The 20,380-nt window shown below is 69.3% G+C and carries 18 protein-coding genes; 10 read left to right on the top strand and 8 right to left on the bottom strand.

Annotated features, from left to right (window positions below):
* Positions 1–22: 22 nt before the first annotated feature.
* The 5 genes from AC07PR_RS03275 to AC07PR_RS03295 all read right to left on the bottom strand — a co-directional run bounded on the left by AC07PR_RS03275 (position 23) and on the right by AC07PR_RS03295 (position 6,138).
* Positions 23–2,188, bottom strand: a complete 2,166-nt coding sequence (locus tag AC07PR_RS03275; protein WP_495134396.1) for a GAF domain-containing protein — start codon at positions 2,186–2,188, stop codon at positions 23–25.
* Positions 2,189–2,208: 20 nt separating this feature from the next.
* Entirely contained in the window at positions 2,209–3,111 is a 903-nt protein-coding gene (locus tag AC07PR_RS03280) for a response regulator transcription factor (RefSeq protein WP_495134397.1), read from the bottom strand.
* Positions 3,112–3,120: 9 nt separating this feature from the next.
* Positions 3,121–4,734: a hybrid sensor histidine kinase/response regulator gene (locus AC07PR_RS03285; RefSeq protein WP_495134398.1), complete on the bottom strand. Its 1,614-nt coding sequence runs from the start codon at positions 4,732–4,734 to the stop codon at positions 3,121–3,123.
* Positions 4,731–5,384: an MEDS domain-containing protein gene (locus AC07PR_RS03290; protein WP_483106268.1), complete on the bottom strand. Its 654-nt coding sequence runs from the start codon at positions 5,382–5,384 to the stop codon at positions 4,731–4,733. Before AC07PR_RS03290 ends, AC07PR_RS03285 begins: the two co-directional genes overlap by 4 nt.
* Before the next feature lie 394 nt (positions 5,385–5,778).
* Positions 5,779–6,138: a four-helix bundle copper-binding protein gene (locus tag AC07PR_RS03295; RefSeq protein ID WP_431103404.1), complete on the bottom strand. Its 360-nt coding sequence runs from the start codon at positions 6,136–6,138 to the stop codon at positions 5,779–5,781.
* Between the two features lie 494 nt (positions 6,139–6,632).
* On the opposite strand from AC07PR_RS03295, the gene AC07PR_RS03300 reads away from it, so the two are divergent.
* From AC07PR_RS03300 to AC07PR_RS03315, 4 genes are all read left to right on the top strand, one after another.
* Positions 6,633–7,769, top strand: coding sequence for a TolC family protein (locus AC07PR_RS03300; protein WP_483106267.1), 1,137 nt, complete (start codon positions 6,633–6,635; stop codon positions 7,767–7,769).
* A 63-nt stretch (positions 7,770–7,832) separates the two neighbouring features.
* Entirely contained in the window at positions 7,833–9,989 is a 2,157-nt protein-coding gene (locus tag AC07PR_RS03305; protein WP_495134399.1) for an ATP-binding cassette domain-containing protein, read from the top strand.
* Between the two features lie 41 nt (positions 9,990–10,030).
* Complete coding sequence (locus tag AC07PR_RS03310) at positions 10,031–11,185, top strand: HlyD family type I secretion periplasmic adaptor subunit (RefSeq protein ID WP_495134400.1); 1,155 nt, start codon at positions 10,031–10,033, stop codon at positions 11,183–11,185.
* Positions 11,186–11,288: 103 nt separating this feature from the next.
* Positions 11,289–11,954, top strand: a complete 666-nt coding sequence (locus AC07PR_RS03315; RefSeq protein ID WP_067271469.1) for a response regulator — start codon at positions 11,289–11,291, stop codon at positions 11,952–11,954.
* A gap of 87 nt (positions 11,955–12,041) precedes the next feature.
* Here AC07PR_RS03315 and AC07PR_RS03320 read toward each other — a convergent pair whose 3' ends face one another.
* On the bottom strand, positions 12,042–13,232 hold the full coding sequence (locus AC07PR_RS03320) for an EAL and HDOD domain-containing protein (protein ID WP_495134401.1): 1,191 nt from the start codon (positions 13,230–13,232) through the stop codon (positions 12,042–12,044).
* 339 nt (positions 13,233–13,571) lie between these two features.
* On the opposite strand from AC07PR_RS03320, the gene AC07PR_RS03325 reads away from it, so the two are divergent.
* The gene (locus AC07PR_RS03325; RefSeq protein WP_483109249.1) at positions 13,572–14,231 is read left to right on the top strand and encodes a YiaD family glycine zipper/OmpA-like lipoprotein; all 660 of its coding nucleotides are present in this window, start codon (positions 13,572–13,574) and stop codon (positions 14,229–14,231) included.
* A gap of 88 nt (positions 14,232–14,319) precedes the next feature.
* On the opposite strand, the gene AC07PR_RS03330 is transcribed toward AC07PR_RS03325, so the two are convergent.
* Positions 14,320–14,523: a hypothetical protein gene (locus AC07PR_RS03330; protein WP_377155257.1), complete on the bottom strand. Its 204-nt coding sequence runs from the start codon at positions 14,521–14,523 to the stop codon at positions 14,320–14,322.
* Positions 14,524–14,545: 22 nt separating this feature from the next.
* Positions 14,546–15,073 carry a hypothetical protein gene (locus AC07PR_RS03335; RefSeq protein ID WP_377155258.1) on the bottom strand — a complete coding sequence of 176 codons (528 nt, stop codon included), beginning with the start codon at positions 15,071–15,073 and terminating at the stop codon, positions 14,546–14,548.
* Between the two features lie 263 nt (positions 15,074–15,336).
* On the opposite strand from AC07PR_RS03335, the gene AC07PR_RS03340 reads away from it, so the two are divergent.
* From AC07PR_RS03340 to AC07PR_RS03360, 5 genes are read left to right on the top strand one after another with little or no spacing between them, the layout of a single operon-like run.
* Entirely contained in the window at positions 15,337–15,513 is a 177-nt protein-coding gene (locus AC07PR_RS03340) for a DUF1328 family protein (protein WP_067271457.1), read from the top strand.
* A gap of 35 nt (positions 15,514–15,548) precedes the next feature.
* Positions 15,549–16,085, top strand: a complete 537-nt coding sequence (locus AC07PR_RS03345; protein ID WP_495134402.1) for a ferritin-like domain-containing protein — start codon at positions 15,549–15,551, stop codon at positions 16,083–16,085.
* Between the two features lie 4 nt (positions 16,086–16,089).
* Positions 16,090–17,586, top strand: coding sequence for a phospholipase D-like domain-containing protein (locus AC07PR_RS03350; protein WP_495134403.1), 1,497 nt, complete (start codon positions 16,090–16,092; stop codon positions 17,584–17,586).
* Positions 17,577–19,850, top strand: coding sequence for an AsmA family protein (locus tag AC07PR_RS03355; protein ID WP_495134404.1), 2,274 nt, complete (start codon positions 17,577–17,579; stop codon positions 19,848–19,850). The genes AC07PR_RS03350 and AC07PR_RS03355 overlap by 10 nt, the downstream gene beginning before the upstream one ends.
* Positions 19,851–19,879: 29 nt before the next feature.
* A complete protein-coding gene (locus tag AC07PR_RS03360) occupies positions 19,880–20,293 on the top strand; it encodes a response regulator (RefSeq protein ID WP_377155262.1) in 414 nt (137 codons plus the stop codon).
* Positions 20,294–20,380: the final 87 nt, after the last annotated feature.

The raw sequence follows: 20,380 nt of genomic DNA on the forward strand, positions 1-20,380 counted from the left end.
GGTGCCGGGCGCCATTCGTCCCTCAGCGCGACATCACCCTCCCGATTGCCCGCGCCAGCGCGGCGCGCTCATAGGGCTTGGGCAGCAGCGCCCAGTCCAGCGCGTTGTCGTGCTCGGAAGAAAGCAGTTCGGCCGAGAACCCCGACATCAGCAGCACGGCGATGTCGGGCCATTCCTTTTGAACGCGTGACGCCAGTTCCGTACCGCGCATGCCGGCGCCCAACGCGATGTCGCTGAGCAGCAGATGCGGCAGCGGGCTGCCCTCGGACGAGTCAGCCGCTTCGTCCAGGTCGCGCAGATGCCGCAGGGCTTCTTCCCCGCTCGCGCAGGCCGTGACGCTGCAGCCGAAATCGGTCAGGTAGCGACGTGCGACGGCGCGCACTTCAGCGTCATCCTCCACCAGCAGCACGCGCAGCCCCGGCGGTACGGCCGAGGCCGTCGCATCATGCTCGACCATCTGGCGCTGCGCGGCCGGCGGCTGCGGCAGGATCAAGGACAAGGTCGTGCCGTGACCCGGCGTGCTGTCGATGCCGATCGCCCCGCGCGACTGGCGCGCGAAACCGTAGACGGTGCTCAGTCCCAGGCCGGTGCCGCGGCCCGCCTGCTTGGTCGTGAAGAAGGGTTCGAAGGCGCGCTCCTTGACGTCCTCCGGCATGCCCGTGCCGCTGTCGGAGATGGCGATGCGGACATAGTGCATCGCACCCTCCGACCCGGATCCCGCAGGCGTCGGATCCTCGTCGTCCTCCTGCAGCTCGCGGCGCAACTCGGGCGGGATGGACCTCAGCGGCCCGGCTTCGAAGAGCAGTTCCCCGCCCTCCGGCATCGCATCGCGCGCGTTGATGGCGATGTTCAGCAGCGCCGATTCCAGCTGCGCCGGATCGGCCTGCACATCGGGGCATTCGGCGGCCACCTCGATGCGGATGCGGATGCGCTGGTCAAGCGTGCGGTGCAGCATGTCGGCCAGCGAGCGAAGCATCGCGCCCACGTCGACGCTGGCCGGCTGCAGCCGCTGCCGGCGCGAGAACGCCAGCAACTTGCCCGTCAGCTCCGCGCCCCGGCGCGAGGCCCGCGTCGCCGCCGCGACCAGTTGCGGCGCGAAGCCGTCCTCGGTCACCGCCGGCAGTTCGGCCAGCACCTGCAGATTGCCCTGGATGACGGTCAGCAGGTTGTTGAAATCGTGCGCGATGCCGCCCGTCAGTTGACCCACGGCCTCCAGGCGCTGGGAGTGGCTCAGCGCTTCCTCGGTCTGAGCCCGCTGCAGACAGGTGCCGAGCAGGTTGGCGACCGATTCCAGGAAGCGCAGCTCCGCATCGCCGAAGCGTCGCGGCTGACGCGAGCGCACCGCCAGCGTGCCCACCGGCCTTCCCCGATCGGACAGCGGGACCGCCAGCCCGGACACCAGGCCCGCCAGCAGGTAGCTCTGCGGCACGGCGAACCGTTGCTCGCTGCGGTAGTCCTCGACGACGACCGGCGCGCCCTGGGCCAGGACGAAGCCTTGCGGCGTGTCCGGGCGGTTCGGCACCGTCGCGCCGAGGCTTTCGCCGTCCAGCAGTCCGACGCCGTCCGCCAGGCGCAGTTCGTTGCGGCCCGGTTCGAGCAGGAAGACGACCGCCAGGTCCGCCTCCAGGGCCCGGGCGGCAATCGAGGGCACCTGGCGCAGCACCTCCTGCGGATCGAGCGAATCGACGGCGATCCTGCCCAACTGGGCCAGATGTTCGCTGTATCGCGCCCGCTGCAAGGCCTGGCGCACGCGCGGGTACTCGGCGACGCTGCGGATCGAGGCCATCGTGTACGGCAGGCCCAGCGGCTGCAACGGGCTCAGCGCGATCTCCACCAGCACCTCCGACCCGTCACGCCGCCGCGCGACCAGCTCGGTGGCCGTGCCGCCCATGGGCCGCGATCGCGGTGCGGCCTCGTAGGCGTGCCGGTAGGCCGCGTGACTCGGACGGATGCTGTCAGGCACCAGCATCTCGACGGAGGCGCCGACGAGGTCCTCGTTGGCATATCCCAGCAGTTGCGTGACCGTCGGATTCGCGAGCCGGATCAGCCCCCGGTCGTCGACGAGCAGCAGTCCGTCCGGCGACGCGGCGAACAGCGCGCGAAAGACGGCGGATTCGTCGAGCCCCGTGGATCCGCCGTCATTCCCGCCGTGCGCGTCGTTCCCGCGGTCGTTGGTGGCGTTGCTCATGACCTTGCTCCTCGCGGCGCTCAGGTCGAGCGCGTCGAGGTCACTCTCGGCGCGAACAGGTAGCCGGCGCCCCGGACCGACTTGATCCACTGGCCTTCACCCGACTCGGCGCCGAGCTTGCGACGCAGCCGCCCCACCTGCACATCGATCGTGCGGTCGAAGGGCCCGGACTCGCGACCCCGGGTGTGCTCCAGCAGAAAGTCGCGCGACAGCACGCGCCCGGGGTGCAGCATGAGGATGTGCAGCAGGTCGAACTCGCCGGTCGTCAGCGCGACCTCCTCGCCGTCCGGCCCGGTCACGCGGCGCGCGGACACATCCATGGTCCAGCCCTCGAAGTGGAGGCGCTCGCGGCCGGCGGACAGGTCCTGGACGATCTCGACTGGCTGCCCGCTCGAAAGTCCCGGCGGCGCCAATGCGGCACCGGAAGCCACGCCCGCATTGCCCAGGTGGCCCGGGTGGCCCGACGAAGCAGGCGCGGCGACCGGGCCGGCCGCCGGTCCTGGCGCCAGGCGCCGCAGCACGGCCTTCACGCGGGCGACCAGCTCGCGCAGGTCGAAGGGCTTGGTGACGTAGTCGTCCGCACCGACCTCCAGCCCGACGACCTTGTCCACCGCGTCGCCGCGCCCGGTGACGATCACCAGGCCGCAGCGCCAGTGCTCGCGCAACTGGCGCGCGATCACGAAGCCATCCTCGCCGGGCAGCCCCAGGTCCAGCAGCACCAGGTCGGGCGTGTCCGCCGCCATCAGGTCCATCAGCGCCCGGCCGGTGTGGAGTTGCGTCGTGCGGAAACCGTGCGACGCGAGGTAGCCGGCCAGGAGCTGGGTGATGTCCGGCTCGTCGTCGAGGATCGCCACATGGGCCGGGGCTGGCGCCGACACGCTCGCGGGCGTGGTCGCGGAAGGGAGGGAATCGGGCGCGCTCATGAGCCCCGATTAGAGCGCGTCCGCGCGGATCAGCCGCTCCAGCGTGCGCGTCAGGCGATCCAGATCGATCGGCTTGACCATGTGCTCGTCGAAGCCGCTGCTCAGCGCCTTGTCGCGATCGGAGGCCTGGCCATACCCGGTCAGCGCGATCAGGCGCGGCGCCGCCGCCCCGAGTTCGTGATGGATCAGGGTGGCCAACTGGTAGCCGTCGATGACCGGCATGCCGATGTCGAGCACCGCGGCATCGAAGCGCGATGCGCGCACCCGGTCCATCGCTTCCTGCGGCAGCGTCGTCGTGACGACGTCGTAGCCGGCGTAGCGCAACGCCATGCCCAGCGTCTCGGCGGCGTCGCGGTTGTCGTCGACGACCAGCACCCGCCCCTGCACCGGCGGCAGCGTGTCCAGCGCCTCGGTGGCCGGCCCCGGCGCGGGCGGCGCGGCGTGGATCTCCGCCGGCAGCGTCACGCGGAAGGTCGCGCCCTGCCCCGGCCCCGCGCTGAACACCGCCACCTGGCCGTGATGCATCTCGACCAGCTGCTTCACGATCGCCAGCCCGATGCCGAGCCCGCCTTTGGAGCGGTCCAGCGTCGTCGAGCCCTGCTCGAACAGTTCGAACACGCGCGGCAGCATGTCCGCGTCGATGCCGGCGCCGTTGTCCTGCACCTCGATCACCAGCGCATCGCCGACGGCGCGCGCCGCGACGCGGATCTCGCCGTTCGTCGGCGTGTACTTGGCGGCGTTGCTCAGCAGGTTGACGAGGACCTGGCGCAGCCGGGCCCGATCGCCCACCAGCCGCAACTCCGGTCCGACGTCGCAGGCCACCCGCAGCAGGTGGTTGCGTTCCTCGAGCAGCGGGCTCACGCCCTCGATCGCGTCGCTCAGCAGGAAAGGCACGTCCACCGGCTCGCGCGCCAGCTCGATCTTCCCGCGCGTGATGCGGGTGATGTCGAGCAGGTCGTCGACCAGCTTGGAGAGGTGGCCGACCTGGCGTTCGATGATCTCGTGCTCGCGCGACAGCTGGCCGGTCTGCAGGCGGATCAGATGCAGCGCGGTGGAGATCGGCGCCAGCGGGTTGCGCAGCTCATGGCCGAGCATGGCGAGGAACTCGTCCTTCGCGCTCGCGGCGCGTTCGCGCTCATGGTCCAGCCTCGCGGCGTGCAGACCGGTCGACGCCAGCGTCGCCGCGGCGCGCATGAAGGCGCTCTGGTGCGGCGACGGGAAGTCCGGCCGGGAGGAGCCGAACCACAGGCTGCCGGCCCGCCCCGCCGGTCCCAGGTAGAGCCGCACCACGCGCAAGGTGCCCAGCGGCGATTCCAGCGCGGTCGCGCTGTCGGCGGTGTCCGGCATCTGGCGGCAGGCGATGATGAAGTCGATCCAGGCCTCCTGCGACACACGCACGCCCCCAAGCTGCAGGACCGTGGCCGGCGCGGCGTCCGGCACCAGCGGCGCATGCAGCAGGCAGACCGCCGTGCCGACGATCCGGTTCACCGCCTCGGTCGTGAGCTGCAGGACGGTGGCGGCGTCGCGCCCGACCCAGAGGGCCGGCAGCGCGAGCAGGCCCATCAGGTCACGCAGCGCCCGGTCGGCGGCGGACGGTTCTCTTTCTCGGGACATCGTGGTCATTCGGCCCGCCGGGGTCGTGCCGGCACTGGGAGCGCCACCGGCGCGGAGCGCCCGCGACGGCGCCCCGTGGCCCGGCGCGCGGACAGCTCGCGCAGCATCTCGGCCGGCGGCGTGAAGAACGGATTCTCTCGCAGCACGCCGCCGATCATCGTCAGCGGATGCGTGCGCAGCAGATCCATCATGGTGGTGCCATCGAGCGGCGCGAGGTCGTAGACGCAGATCGCCAGGCGCCGGTTCGCGTCCAGGACGCCGTTCAGGCGCGCCTCGTACTCCAGCAGGTCCAGACGGTCGATGCCATGACGGACCGCCCAGCCCATCTGCGTCATCACACGCAGTCCGTCGAATCCGCCCAGCTCCCGCCCTTGCGCCGCGGTGGCCAGCGCCATGGCCGCGAGCATGGCCTCCACGTCGATCGCGCCGGGCGCCTGCGGCCAGGGCCACAGGGCCAGCTGGCCGCGGTGTTCGCACGCCACGACGTCGATCCCGGCGCCGACCAGCCGGGCCCGGTGCTCGTCAAGGCCGCCCGGCTCGATCAGATGCAGGTTGCGTTCGTTGTTCCGCTCCGCCTCCCGGTAGAACGGCGCCAGCACCTGGCACGCCTCCTCCCGGCTGTCGAAAAAAGCGCAAATGTGGAAATGGGGGGTGATCACTGCTCTCTCGCACCGTCCGCGGCGTCAAGGCCATCGGACGTCCTCCGTCCCGAGTTGCATCGGCCAGTCGGCTGGCTCTTGGGGTCGATCGCCGGATGTTAGCCGTGAAGCGGGTGTGCGACTGGCATCCGATGTCCGACGGCCATCGTCATTCCGTCCCCGACCGTGTTCGAGCGCCCCGGCCCGCCCTGTCACATGCCACGTTCTTCGATCAGTTGCCGACTCACAACCGTCAGGTACGGATTAAATCCCTGAAATCAAAGATGGACACTTGCCAGAAACCCGTCATGACAATTCATCAATGAACCGACTGCAGTAAGTCAATCGGCCCATCAATAAGTCAGCCGGCAACCGTGCCTTGGCAGAAAGTCTGCCGCCCTGCCGCCAATTGCGCTCAAGCGTGGGCGCCCAGCGCATGTCGCTCACCCGCGTGGACATCGCAGGCAGCTGCGCAAGCCCGGCAAGCCTGGGCGCAACGCCTGCAATGCGCATGCTGATGCTTCTCGCATTCTTCGGCGCACGCCCGGCACAGATGGGCGCACAACGCGCAGAAGTCGCCGTGGTGCGCGGACTCCCGCGACAGCACACCGATCGTGGCCTCGCAGATCGCGGCGCAATCCAGATCCAGCAGGGCGCACGCCTCCAGCAGGCGATCGCCGGAGCGGATGCACGCGTTGGCGCACTGACGCGTCGCCAGCAAGGCCTCGGCACACGCCTTCATGCAGGGTTCCAGGTCTTCGGAGGGGGTGGTCATCGCGAGTCCTTCAGGAGGTAAGAGGTGCCGCTTCCGGGCAACCGTCATTCCCCCGGACGCCGGCATCGGGCCCCTAGATATTCGTGCCCCGAACCCGACTAGCAAACTATTGCTAGTTTCTTTGCATAAACAAGCCATCAGTGGTTGACGGCGCCAAAAGGCTAGCAAGGAAATGTCATTGTGAGACGGCAGGACAGGAAACGAAACTGAGCGGGATAGAAAACAGCCCGACGGGGTTTCCCTTGAACCGCCAAGCTCCTTTCCGACCTTTCCGACCTTTCCGACCCTTCCGCGCTTTCCGATCACACCGGTCAACGACTATCGACATCGCCACCGGATGGCACTATCCGCTCGCCGCGCTGGCACTGATCAGCCTGCCGGCCCACGCGGACGACGGACGCCAGATGCCGGCCGAGGCCCTGGAGGAAGCCCCCCTCGCCGTTTCCTCCGCCAGCGCCGCCTCGCCGGTGAATGCCGTTCGCTGGGGGGCCGCCATGGATGACTTCCTCACCGGCGCGTTGTCCGCGGATCCCTCGATCGAACGCGCCCGGGCCTCGATCGCCGCCGCCGAGGACGGCGTCACCGCCGCGAAGTGGCAGTTCGGTCCCTCGCCGAGCTTCTCGCGCCAACTCGCCAGCGGCATCGGCGGGTACGTCAACGTCCTGAGCATCCAGCAGCCGCTCTACACGGGAGGACTGCTGTCGGCCAACCTGAGCGCCGCACGGACCACCGTGCGCAGCAGCGAGATGGAGCTGCGTTCCGCGCAACTCCAGTTGAAGCTGAAGATCGTGCAGACCTGGGCCGACTGGGCCAAGGTCCGTGGTCGCATCGACAGCCTGGAGGCGTTGCGCGCGGAGCATCAGCAGTTGCTGGAGATGATCCGGCGTCGCAACCAGGCGGGCGTGGCCACGAACGCCGACGCGGCGCTGGCCGCCTCCCGGCTGAGCGCCGTGCAGGCGGAAATGGCGCAGGCCCGGCTCGAGGAAGCATTGCAACGCGACCGGCTGCAGCGCCTGGCGCGTCGCCCCGTCGACGATCCCTTGCGCGTCGTGCTCGACGGCGAGCTCCCCGCGCCACCGGCGTTGAACCAGGTGCTCGACCGCATCCAGCTCTCGCCCGAGATGGCGATCGCGCGCGCGAACGTCGACCTGTACCGCGATGAACTGACCAAGGCCAAGGCCGCGCTGCTGCCGACCGTCAGCCTGCGCATGGACCGTCAGAGCGGCGCCTACAAGGACGATCGCATCGGCGTCGTGATCCAGGCCGGACTGCCCGGGGGCCTGTCGGCCCTGTCCGGCGTGAATGCGGCCCGCTCCCGGATCGCCGCGGCGGAAGCCGCGGTCGCCGCGACCGAACAGGACCAGTTGAGCAACTATCAGCTGGAGTACACGCGCCATGCCGCGGCGGTCGCCTCGCTGCGCAACGCCGAGCTCACCGCCTCGACCGGCGACGAGGTGCTCGCGTCGTACCGACGTCAGTTCGATGCCGGCAAGCGGGCGTGGCTGGACCTGCTGAACATGGTCCGCGAGGCCCACACCACCCGCCAATCCCAGCGTGACGCCGCGATCGACGAACGCGCCGGCCTGTATCGCCTGCACCTGCTCCTCGACGGCGCACCGGCGCTCGATTGAACGGCTCGACATCCGTCCGCCGCAACGCCCTTCCTGCCCATCGCCACCCGCGAGATGCCCGCCATGACATGGAATCCCTTCAAGCGAACGACGGCCGCGTCGTCGCCCCCTTCGGCCGCCGTCGCGACCACCCTGGCCCACTGGCTGCGCCTGAAGGGGCGTCCCGTGCCCGCCGCGCTGGTCCGTCAACGCCAGATGGAGCTGGCTCTGCCCGGCGAGGATCTTCACAGCGTGCGCCTGCTGGCCGGTGCGCTCGATCAGCAGAGCCATTTCGTGCTGCTCGACGCGCCGCAACTCGCCGCGTTGCCGCTGCTGTGCCACCACGCCGAGCACGGCTGGCAAGTGGTCACCGCCCGCACGCCCGAGGGACTCTGGACGTGCGCGGGGCCTGATCGGGTCCGTCGCGACCTCGTGCTGGACGATCAGCCCTGCCTGCACGCGGTGGTGGATCACGAGACCGAACGGGGCGCGACCCGAAGCGCGCGCGGCATGATGCTCGCGCAGATCCGAGGCCAGTGGCCGATCTTCGTGGAGGCGGCGGGCCTGTCGCTGGTGCTCTCGACGATCGGCATCGCCATCTCGTTCTTCTCGATGCAGGTCTACGACCGCGTCATCCCGAGCCAGGGCCACCAGACCCTGTGGGTCCTGACCCTGGGCGTGGGCCTGGCGGTGGTGATCGAGTTCCTGCTGAAGCTCGCGCGGGCCTCGCTGCTCGAACCGCGGCTGAAACAGCTGGACGTCGGCATCTCGAGGGCACTGATGGCGCGGCTCAACGCGGTCCGGCTGGATCAGCGACCCGGTTCCGTCGGCACGCTGGCGTCGCAGGTGCAGAGCTTCGAGTCGATCCGCGGCATCCTGTCGGCCAGCACCCTGTTCCTGCTCTTCGACATGCCGATGGCGCTGATCTTCGCGCTCGTGATCGCGGCGATCGGCGGCTTCTGGATGGCACTGCCGGCGGTGGTGCTCTTCGGCGTGACCGTGCTGACCGGCCTGCTGCGTGCCCGTCGCATCGCCCGGCTAACCGCGAGCAGCCAGTCCGGGGCCAACGCCAAGACCGGCCTGCTGGTCGAGACCATCGAAGGCACCGAGGCGATCAAGGGCCTGGGCGCCACCTGGCGCTTCGAATCCCGCTGGGCGGCGCTGTGCGAAGTGAACGCCGCGCAGAGCCTCGCCCTGAAGCACGAGAGCGACACCACCTCGTACATTTCCGCCGCCCTGCAACAGGTCAGCTACGTGGCCCTGATCTGCGTCGGCGCGGTGCTCGCGATCGACGGGCACCTGACACAGGGCGCGATCGTCGCCTGCTCGATCCTGTCGGGGCGCGTGCTGTCGCCGCTGGCCTCGATCCCGCCTTTGCTCGTGCAGTTGGGCAGCGCTCGTGCGTCCATGAAGGCGCTCGATGCGATCTTCCGGCTGCAGGTGGACAACGAAGGCGTCGCCCGCCCCCTCGTGCCCCAGGTCCTGCACGGGGAGTTGCGCTTCGAGAATGTCGAATTCGCCTACCCCGGTCAGAAGGAAGCGCTGCGCTTCGGCAGCATGCGCTTCCGCCCCGGCGAGAAGGTCGCCATCCTGGGAACCATCGGCGCCGGCAAGACCACGCTGCTGTCGCTTGCCTGCGGCCTGACCCAGCCGACACGCGGCACCGTCTACCTGGACGGCGTCGACCAGCAGCAGATCCACGCCGGATGGCGCGCGACCCAACTGGCCTATTGCCCGCAGCACGCCTGGCTGTTCTCCGGCACGCTGCGCGACAACCTCCTTTTCGGACTGCCCGACGTCAGCGACGACCTCCTGGTCGCCGCCTGCCAGAAGACCGGTCTCTGGCCCATGGTGGCCCAGCATCCGCTGGGCCTGGACCGCAAGCTCTCGGAAGGCGGACGCGGCCTGTCGGGCGGGCAGCGTCAGCTCGTGGCGCTGACGCGCCTCGTCCTGGCCGATCGCGCGGTGTGGCTGCTCGACGAGCCGACCTCCGGCATGGACGACGGACTGGAACAGGCCACCGTCCGCTTGATGCGGCAGATGCTCAAGCCCGAGACGACGCTGCTGCTGGTGACCCATCGCCTGTCGATGCTGGCGCTGGTCGACCGCGTGATCGTTCTTTCGCCACAGGGCGTCCTGGCGGACGGCCCGCGGGACGAGGTGCTGGCCAGGCTGCAGGGCCGACCGGCGCCGTCCAACGACGCCGCGGCCGCCACCAGGGCCGCCACCGCGGCCGCTTGAGCGTCGGCCGCTCGCAGAACTTCCGACATCAAGAGAACGTTATGACAACGACCAAGAGTCTTCACGAGGGTCAGGCGCGCATGCGCTGGACCGTCCTCGCCACGGTGGCGGCGCTGGCTGCCGGCTTGTGGTGGGCCTCCCAGGCGCAGATCGAGCAGGTGACTCGCGCCGGGGGCAAGGTCATGGCATCCTCGCGCACCCAGGTGATCCAGGCACCGGACGGAGGTGTGGTGGAAAAGCTCTTCGTGCACGAGGGGGATGCCGTTCGCAAGGGCGATCTGCTGGCGCAGCTCGACAACACCAAGGCCAGCGCGGCGCTGGCGGACTCCAGCGAAAAGGCCGATGCCCTGAACGCCTCGCTGGCGCGCCTGCGCGCCGAGACCCTGGGCACGCCCTACCGTCCCGCCGGCACCGGCCCGTTCAACGAGCTGCAGCGCCAGCTCTACGAACGCCGCCGCACGGCCTTGCAGGAAGAGCTCACGGTGCTGGCGACGTCCGCCGATCTCGCCCGGCGCGAGGTCGCCCTCAACGAGCCCCTGTACAAGGCCGGCGACATCAGCGCGGCCGACTATCTGCGGCTCCAGCGCACGGCGAACGAGGCTGCGGGACAGGTCACCTTGCGCCGCAACCGCTTCCTCCAGGATTCGCAGGCGGAGCTGGCCAAGACCGAAGAAGAACTCGCCAGCGTGCAGCAGATGCTGAACGACCGTCGCGGCAACCTGGAACACACGCAGTTGCGTGCGCCGGTCGACGGCGTGGTCAATCTGATCACGCTGACCACCGAGGGCGCGGTCCTGCGACCGGGCGACGAGATCATGCAGCTGCTGCCCACCGGCGACGACCTGATCATCGAGGCCCGGCTGCGCGCCGCGGACATCGGATTCATTCGACGCGGCATGCCGGCGGTGGTCAAGGTGGATGCCTTCGACTACAGCATCTACGGCGCCCTCGACGGCAGCGTGACCTACGTGAGTCCCGACGCCCTGACCGAGCGCACCGCGCAAGGCGAGCAGGCCTACTACCGCACGCACATCCGCATCAGCGGCAAGCGTTTCAAGGGCGAGAAGGCCGATCGCATCGTGATCCAGCCCGGCATGACGGCAACGGCGGAGATCATCACCGGCCGCCACACGGTGCTGGACTACCTGCTCAAGCCCGTCCGGAAAACGATCTCGGAATCACTCGGAGAGCGCTGAATCCCCGGCGACCGCACGACGCTTGCGCAAGCACCACTCACTTCACGTCATCAATCTTCATCGCCCATCAGCAACAACAACTCCGAACCAGAGGGGAACAGACATGATCACCGTCACCATCATCGAAGACGATGCCACCGTCCTGCAGCGCCTGATCGACGTCGTGTCGGCCAGCAGCGCCTGCCAGATCGTGGGCATCGGTCGCAACCGCGGCGAATCGGTCTCCGCGATCCTCGCCAATCGTGCGGACATCTACCTGGTCGACCTCGGCCTGCCCGACGTGGACGGGATCGACCTGATCAAGCTGATCGACGAGAAGTGTCCCGATGCCCACAGCATCGTGATCAGCACCTTCGGCGATGCCAAGCATGTGATGCGCAGCCTGCGCTCGGGTGCTTCGGGCTACCTGCTGAAGGAAGAGATCCAGCCCAGCCTGATCGACAAGATCATCGCCACCCACAACGGCCACGCCCCCTTGAGCCCCGCCGTCTCCCGGCTGGTGCTCGACAAGCTCGAGAGCCTGGAGACCGGCGTGAAGCCCAAGGTGGACAAGGGGCAGAAGCTGAAGGAGCTCGGCCTGGGTCAACGCGAATGGAGCGTGCTGAACCTGCTGATCGAAGGCCTGCCGATCGTCGACATCGGCAGCCGCCTGTCGATCTCGCGCTTCACGGTGAACCAGCACTTGCGGTCGATCTATCGCAAGCTGAACGTCAACTCCCGCGCCATGGCCACGAGTGTCGCCCGGCTGCATGGGCTGATCGACGAGTGAGCGTGCCGGGGGGAGGCCCCGTGCCCGGATGCTCGCGGACAGGCCGCCCTCCCGGGTGGCTTGGTCATGGCTCAAGCGCCTGCGCCCTCAGGCGGCAGCCGTCACCATGCCATTGCCGGGCCTGCCGTCACGAGCAGGTGTGGCGGAGCCAAGGATCGACAGGAACACCGAGGCGGGTTTCGACAGCAACCGCATCCGCAGCAGTTGCTTGCAGAGCATGAAGGAGGCTTGCTCCAGCGCTCCCGAGGTGCTCACAAGGCCCTCGCGACGCAAGCGGAGCCGCCCTTCGGCCAGTTCGCCGCGCAGCAGCTGCGCCAAGTCGCGATCCCGGCCATGCACGGCGGCGACGTTGAGCACCGCCAGCCAGGCAACCAGGACCGCACGGGGCAACGACGCCAGCACATCCGCCAGCGACTCCGATGTCGCGGCGCAATGGGGCGCATGGATGGCCTGCACGCGCAGCAGTCGCGCGACCAGTGCGGGATGACGCCCCGCGATCAGCGCGAGCGACGACGCCGAGACCCCCGAGCGCGCCAGCATGAACAGCTGCCCGACCACGTGCGGATCGCATCCAGGCAGCGCGTGCACGGCCAGGGTCGTCGGCCGGGCGATGCCATAGCCTTGGAAATAGTCGGCGCCCGCACGACGCGCGCGCTGAAGGGATGCATCGTCCTCGATCTTCTCGGCGATGACGGCCATGCCGAGTTGGTGGGCCTGGCGAACCAGCGCAGACAGTTGATCTGCATCAAGACCGACGGCATCGATCTTGGCGAACTGGACCCACGGGGCCAGTGCCCATCGCGCGTCGTCGGCGCGGACGATATCGTCGAGGGCGAAACGGTAGCCGCGGCCATGAAGGTCGCGGATTCGATGCAGAAGCGCCGCGTCCACCACGACGGTTTCGAGCAGCTCGATCACGCCGACATCCGGCGTCAGCGCTTCGGCGATCGGACTCATCAGCGTGCGGCAATCCATGTTGACCAGCAGGTCGCCGATGGGGTGCTCCGCGGCAGGCGCGTCGGTCAGCAGCTCGCCATCGATCAACGCGCCCGACAGGGCCGTGGCCGTCGCGTAGGCGCCCAGTTCCGGTCCGACGCCGTCATCGCTGGCATTCCAGCGGAACAGCAGTTCCGTGGCCACGACGCGGCCGGCACGATCGATGACCGGTTGCATGGCGTAGCGGACATGGGAGCCGAGATGTTCGGCCTGCCAGTTCGGCGAGGGGGAAAGTTCCACACCGTTGACGGGGGTGCGACCGGGTTCGGACGATCGGGACATGGGCACTCCGCGGAGCGGGTAGCGAAGAAGGCCTCATGCTATGAACCAAGGGCCCGGCGCTGAATAACAAACACTTGTCATCCATGGAAGCTCGATAACAGTTATGGGAGGGGTCACCGACTGGAACTTGGGGGACACGGCAGGTGCCGCACTTGCCCTCTTTCGTCACCGTCGGACACGCGCTCGGACCGGAACCCCGGTGCGATGCGCGGGCGACTCACCCGCCAGACCCGGACCGGGTCCGCCGCCGCGCTGGGATACTGACCTGCGCGGGCGGCGGCACAGCCGCCCGGGTCGTTGGGTTTTCTTACCCGGATCACAAGGAGAAGCAACATGCAGATGCGACACACCCGACTGGCCGCGGCCGCCCTGGCGGCCGCCGTCCTGGCCGGCTGCGCGAACATGGACGAACGCCAGCGCGGCACCGCGGGCGGCGCCGCGATCGGTGCCGTCTCGGGCGCGGTCATCAGTTCCGCCACCGGCGGCAAGGCGGGGACAGGCGCGTTGATCGGCGGCGCGCTCGGCGCGGTGGCCGGCAACGTCTGGTCACGCCACATGGAGGACAAGCGCCGCGCGATGGAACAGGCCACGCAGGGCACCGGCGTCGAGGTGACGCGCACGGCGGACAACCAGTTGAAGCTCGACGTGCCGAGCGACATCTCCTTCGCGACCAACAGCGCCGCCATCGAGCCGCGGCTGCGTCCGGTGCTGGACGCCTTCGCGAACGGCCTGAACAGCAATCCGTCGCCGACGATGGTGCGCGTGGTGGGCCACACCGACAACACCGGCTCCGATGCGATCAACGATCCGTTGTCGCTGCGTCGCGCGGAGAGCGTGCGGGGTTATCTGGCCGACCGCGGCGTCCGTTCCGACCGGGTCGAGGTCGCCGGCCGAGGCTCGCGCGAACCGCTCGTGTCGAACGACACGGCGGAGAGCCGCGCCAAGAACCGCCGCGTCGAGATCTTCCTGCGCGAGCCGCAGCAGGGCTCGGGCGGATGAGCGTTCCGACGCTCCCATGACAAAGGCGCCTGTGATGCAGGCGCCTTTTTTCTATCGCGCGTTCGGCGCGTCCAGCGCGTCCAGCGCGTCAGGTCGTGGGCTTGGCGGGCTCGGGTCCCATGTGCGGTCCGGTGCGATGCAGCGCGCCGCCCTCGCCTTCCCAGGTGGTGACCTCCTCGGGTTTCGAATGCGAGGTCTTGTGCCGCGCCTCGAAGCGCCGGGCCTGCCACTGCCACAGGGCGTAGCCGGCCAGGCTCGACAACGCGAGGGGGACGAGTCGTTTCATCAGCATGGTGTCGCTCCTCGTCGATCGATCATCGTGCCGGCGCGCTGGCCTTGGGCTGGCGCGGGGGCGGAACGTCCGGTCCCGGACGCATCGTCGCGCTCGGCGGTTCGGCCGGGGCGGACGGAATCCCCGCCGCCGTCGGGTTCTCCTGCACCATGCGATCGATGCGGGTCAGGATGCCGCCGCTCTGCACGCTGCCGTCGCGCGTGCCCTGCCCCATCACCATCATGCGGCAGTCCTCGCGGTCTTCCGCGGCGACGCGCTGGCAGCGCAGCATCGCGTTGTTGGCGAGGTCCTGCGCGCTCGCGGTCCGGAGGCTGCCGCGCTGGGCTTCCTGACGGGCCGCGCCGGCTTCCTTCAGGCAGGCCGCGCGGGCCTGGCCGGTCTTGCCGGCGAGGCAGTTGGCGCGTTCCTGCTCATAGGTCGCCTGGATGTCGGACTTGGACGCGGCCGCAAAGGCCGGCGTGGTCACCATCATGACGGCCGACAGCACCGCCCCGGCGGTGATCCACGCGGCGGCGGAGGGGGACGTGAGGGTCTTGTTGAGCTTGATCATCTTGGGTTCCTTTCCAGCGCTCGGCGCCGAGGTCGGAAGACGGGACGGGAGGATGAAGCAAGGCTAGGCCCGCGACCCGCCGCCGTCTGTCGTACCGCGCCGGAGCCGCGTGTAGGACGAGTCCGGCACCGCGCTCCAAGGCGGCGGTGGCGGCGTCCTGTCCTACACCCGGACGTGGGCCCTGCTGATCCTTCCGGTCCACGGCGGCTTCTACAGTGACCCCAAGTGCCGCGCCGCGGCCGACAGCTGGAAAGGACATCGTCATGTTGAAGTGGGCCTTGATCTTTGCCGTGATCTCGCTGGTGGCGGGTGTACTCGGCTTCACCGGCCTCGCCGCGGGCGCTGCGGGCATCGCCAAGATCCTGTTCGGGATCTTCCTGGTCATCTTCCTGGTGCTGCTGGTCCTGGGCATCACCGGCGTGAACGCCCTTCGAAAGTGACCTTCACCGATTCTTGAATCCAGAGGAGCCAGCCCATGAACGCCCCCGGACACAAGCACCTGAAGCTTGACGAACAGGCCTTGCAACGCGCTCGCCAGCACCTCGACGAAGGCCCGGTCACGCCCAGCTACGGCCCGTGGCGCGAAGACGTGATCCGCCTGCTCAACGACGCGCTCGCGACCGAGCTGGTCTGCGTGCTGCGCTACAAGCGCCACTACTTCACCGCGCACGGCCTGAACGCGCCGCGCATCGCCGAGGAGTTCCTCGAGCACGCGACGCAGGAGGCGGTCCACGCCGACCGCATCGCCGAGCGCATCGTGCAGCTGGGCGGCGATCCGGACTTCAAGCCGGACACGCTGACCCAACGCAGCCACGCCGAGTACGACGAGTCCAAGGACCTGAAGGAGATGCTGCGATCGAACCTGATCGCCGAGCGCATCGCCGTCGAGGCCTACCGCCAGATGATCCAGCTCATCGGCGACAAGGATCCGACGACGCGACGCATCCTCGAGGAAGTCCTCGCCGAAGAGGAAGAGCACGCCGACGACCTCGCCGACCTGCTGAGGGACTGACAGCATGCGCCGGCGCGTCGCGGCCCTGCTCTTCGCGCTCGGCGCGAGCGTCGGTCTCGTGGCCTGCGGCACGCCGCGCGCGCCGGTCAACGGCCGCGTCCCGGAGCCGCCGTCCACGGCGCCGACGCTGACGCGGGTGGCCGCGCAGGTCGACGTCGTCGGCCCGCGCGGCCAGATGAACCAGGCCAGGCGCGAGCAGGCCCTGCAGGCGGCGGCCGCACAAGGCAAATCGGACCTGCTGAAGCGGCAGCTCGCGGCGATGTCCGCGTTCGGGGATGTCGACCTGTATGCCGGCAACGATGCGCAGCTGCTCGTCGATGGGCCGGCCACCTTCGCCGCCATGTTCGCGGCCATCGAGAAGGCACGCCGGCAGATCGTCCTGGAGAGCTACATCATCGAGGACGCCGACGTGTCGCGACAGCTGGCCGACCTGCTGCTGAAGCGACGCGCGGACGGCCTCGAGGTCGCGGTCCTCTACGACGGCGTCGGATCGATCGGCACGGACGAGACCTACTTCGACCGCCTGCGTCAGGGCGGCATCGCGGTCTGCGCCTTCAATCCGGTCAACCCGCTGAAGCAGCGCACGCGGTACCACAAGATCACGCAGCGCGACCATCGCAAGATGCTGGTCATCGACGGCGAGACCGGCTTCACCGGTGGCATCAACATCAGCGCGGTGTACTCGTCGGGCTCGGGCGGTTTCGGCGGCCGAAGCGCGTCGAAGGCGCCCCGGCCCCAGGCCGCATCGAGCGAAGCCAGCGGCAGGACCGGAGGCAAGGCCGGTGACAAGGGGGATGACAAGGCCGACGAGAACGGCTGGCGCGACACGATGATCCAGGTGCGCGGCCCCGCGACGCAGGCGTTGCACACGATGTTCCGCGAGGTCTGGTCGCAGCAGCACTGCGAAGGCACCGTCGCGGCGATCGAGCCGCCACCCGGCCCGCCCGCGGGCCAGCAGTTGATGCGCGTGATCCCGTCCACGCCGCAGGACACCGAGAACCGCATCTACACGCTGCTGCTGGGCAGCATCCGCGCCGCGCAGCGCAGCGCGTACCTGACGATGGCCTACTTCGCGCCCGGCCAGGACATGGTCGACGCCTTGTGCGAGGCCGCGCAGCGCGGCGTCGACGTCCAGTTGATCCTGCCCTCGCGCAGCGACTTCGGCCCGGTGATGCACGCAGGCCGCAGCCACTACGAGCGCATGCTGAAGGCCGGCGTGCGCATCCATGAACTGCAGGACGCGGTGCTGCATGCGAAGACCGCCGTCATCGACGGCGTGGTCTCGACGGTCGGCTCCAGCAACATGGACTGGCGCAGCTTCGTGCACAACAACGAGGTCAACGCGGTCGTGCTCGGCGAGGACTTCGGCGGCGCGATGACGCGCATGTTCGAGCGCGACCGCGGCGCGTCGAAGACGATCGAGCTGCAGCGCTGGCAGGACCGCGGCCTGTGGCAACGGGGCAAGGAATACTTTTCCAGGATGTTTGAGCAATGGTGGTGAACAACGCGCCCTCCTCCGCGCCGGCGCCTTCGCCGGGTCCGCGACGACATCGTTTCCATGGCTGGGCCCTGGGCCTGGGCGTGCTGCTGGCGATGCTGCTGATCACGGTCGGCGTCTGCGAATGGCTGGGCTGGCCCTTCCTGCGCCGCCCGGCGGAGCAATGGCTGAGCCAGAAGCTCGACCGCCAGGTGCGCTTCGACGGCGACGAGGACAACACCGCCTGGCAGCTCCGGCTGATCGGCCACCTGCGCCTGCGTTCGCACAGCCTCACGATCGCCGGCCCCAGCTGGAGCACGCTGGGCGGTCCGATGCTGCAGGCGCAGGACGCCGCGCTGACGCTGCGTTATTCGGACCTGCTGGCCCTGCGCCACGAGGGTCAGGCCTTGCAGGTGAAGTCGCTGCGCGCGGGCGAACTGACCCTGCGGCTGGAACGTGACGTCGAGGGCCGCGCGAGCTGGCAATTCGGCAAGCAGCCGCCCAGCGACACGCAGGTGCGCAAGCGCCCCAACATCGACGGCATCCGGTTCGACCTGCTCGAAGTGGGCCAGGGCACGGTGCTGGTGGACGACAAGATCCAGCAGCTGTCACTGCTGGGCCGCTTCGCGTTGCGCGAGACCTGGGCGACGCCGGAGGACGCTGCTTCCGCGGTGCGCTCGGGCCTTGCCGCATCGGGCGCGGCGTCCGGACAGCGCGCGCCCGCGGCGGCGGCGCGGGTGGCCAGCGCGGCCGCCTCCGGCACCCGGCTCGCCGTGGACTTCGGCGAACGGGTGGCGGGCAAGCCCAAGGGCGCCTCGGCGCCCGCCGGCGAACCGGGACCCGGCGAAGGCGGCCGCAACGGCGTGACGGCGCAGGCCGAGGGCCATTGGCGCGACCTGCCGATCAAGGCCAGGCTGCAGACCGGTTCCGCGCTGCCCTGGATGTCCTCGGACCCGAACGCACCCGCCGTGCCGGTCACGCTGCGCGGCAACATCGGCAAGGCCCAGTTGAGCTTTGACGGCCAGGTCCGCGACCTGCTGGTCAGCCAGGGTCTGTCCGGGAAATACACGCTGTCGGGGCCGTCGCTGGCCGCGGTCGGCGAGCCGCTCGGCGTCACGCTGCCGACCACGCCGGCCTTCGCGATGGCGGGCAAGTTGACGCGCGACGGCTCACGCTGGACCACGGCGGTCAGCAAGGCCACGATCGGCAAGAGCCAGTTGAGCGGCGAGTTCCAGTACGACAAGCCGGAGAATGGCCGCCCCACGCTGACCGGCGAACTGCGCGGTCGCGAGCTGTGGCTGGCGGACCTCGGACCGGCGGTCGGTGTGCCTGCGGAGCCGGGTGCGCGCAAGGCGAAGAAGGGGCCTTCGCGCGTGCTGCCGGACAAGCAGTTCGACCTGCCCTCGCTGCGGGCGATGGACGCCAACGTGAATGTGAAGCTGGCGCGTTTCGAATCCGGCAGCGCGCTCCTGCAGGCCGCCGAGCCGCTGAACGCCCGGATCGTGCTGCAGGACGGCGTCCTGGAATTGCGCGACATCGATGCGCGCGTGGCGCGCGGCCAGGTGGCAGGCAACATGAAGCTGGACGGCCGGGGCCCGCAGGCGAAGTGGCAGGCGCGGCTGCGTGTCGGCGGCGTGCATCTGGAGCAGTGGCTGAACCTGGAGCGCAAGAACGGCCAGCGCTGGGTCACCGGGTTGATGGGCGGGCGCGTCGCGCTGGATGGCGAAGGCAAGTCGACGGCCGAACTGCTGGCGAGCGCGGACGGCCGCATGGTGCTGTACTGGACCGAAGGGACCATCTCCCATCTGATCGTGGAGGCGGCGGGCATCGACATCGCGCAGGGCCTGGGCATGCTGGTGCGCGGCGACGAACCACTGGAGGTGTACTGCGGCGTCGCCGATCTGCGGGTCAAGGACGGCGTGGTGACGCCGCGGCCGATGGTCATCGACACGAAGGATTCGGTGGTGCTGGTGGATGGCGGCATGTCGCTGGCGACGGAACGGCTGGCGTTGACCGCCAAGGTCGATCCCAAGGACAAGAGCCCACTGACGCTGCGCACACCGCTGAACATCCAGGGGACGTTCGGCGACCCCCAGATCAGCCTGCAAAAGGGGCCGCTGCTGCGCAAGCTGGTGCCCGCGGCCGTGCTGGGCGTGGCCCTGGCGCCGCTGGCGGCGATCGTTCCGCTGATCGACCTGGGCGAGGAGGCGGACCCGGAGAGTCTCAAGGCGCTGTCTGAATGCAACGCGCGGCTGGCGCCGGCTTCGAAGCGGGGCTCGGGATCGTGATAATGAGCGCCTCGCTCACGCCCATGCCCATGTCCACCGTTCCCGTCACCGCACCGACGCCCGGCACGCTGAACTGTTTCCTGGTCGAGGACAGCCCGCTGATCCGGGAGAACCTCGTCGCGACGCTGCAGGAGATGCTCGACCTCGACGTGGTCGGCTGGGCCGAGGACGAAGCCAGCGCGCTGCGCTGGCTGCACGACGAGGCGGTCCCCTGCGACATCCTCATCATCGACCTCTTCCTCAAACGCGGCTCCGGCATGTCGCTGCTGCCCAAGGCGCGGCAACTGCAGCCCGAGGCCAAGGTCATCGTGCTGACCAACTACGCCACGGCCGACATGCGGCAGCGCTGCGAGCAGCTCGGCGCCGACCGCGTCTTCGACAAGTCCAGCGAACTGGACGAGCTGATCGCGTACTGCCTGGATCTGGCGTCCTCCAAGGCTTGAGGCCAAACGCAGGCACGAATCACTGCGCAAATCGCAACCCGACGAAGCGCCAATCGCACAGCAGAAAGGGGTCCCGCGGGACCCCTT

The organism is Roseateles sp. GW821-FHT09H11, from assembly GCF_059415845.1.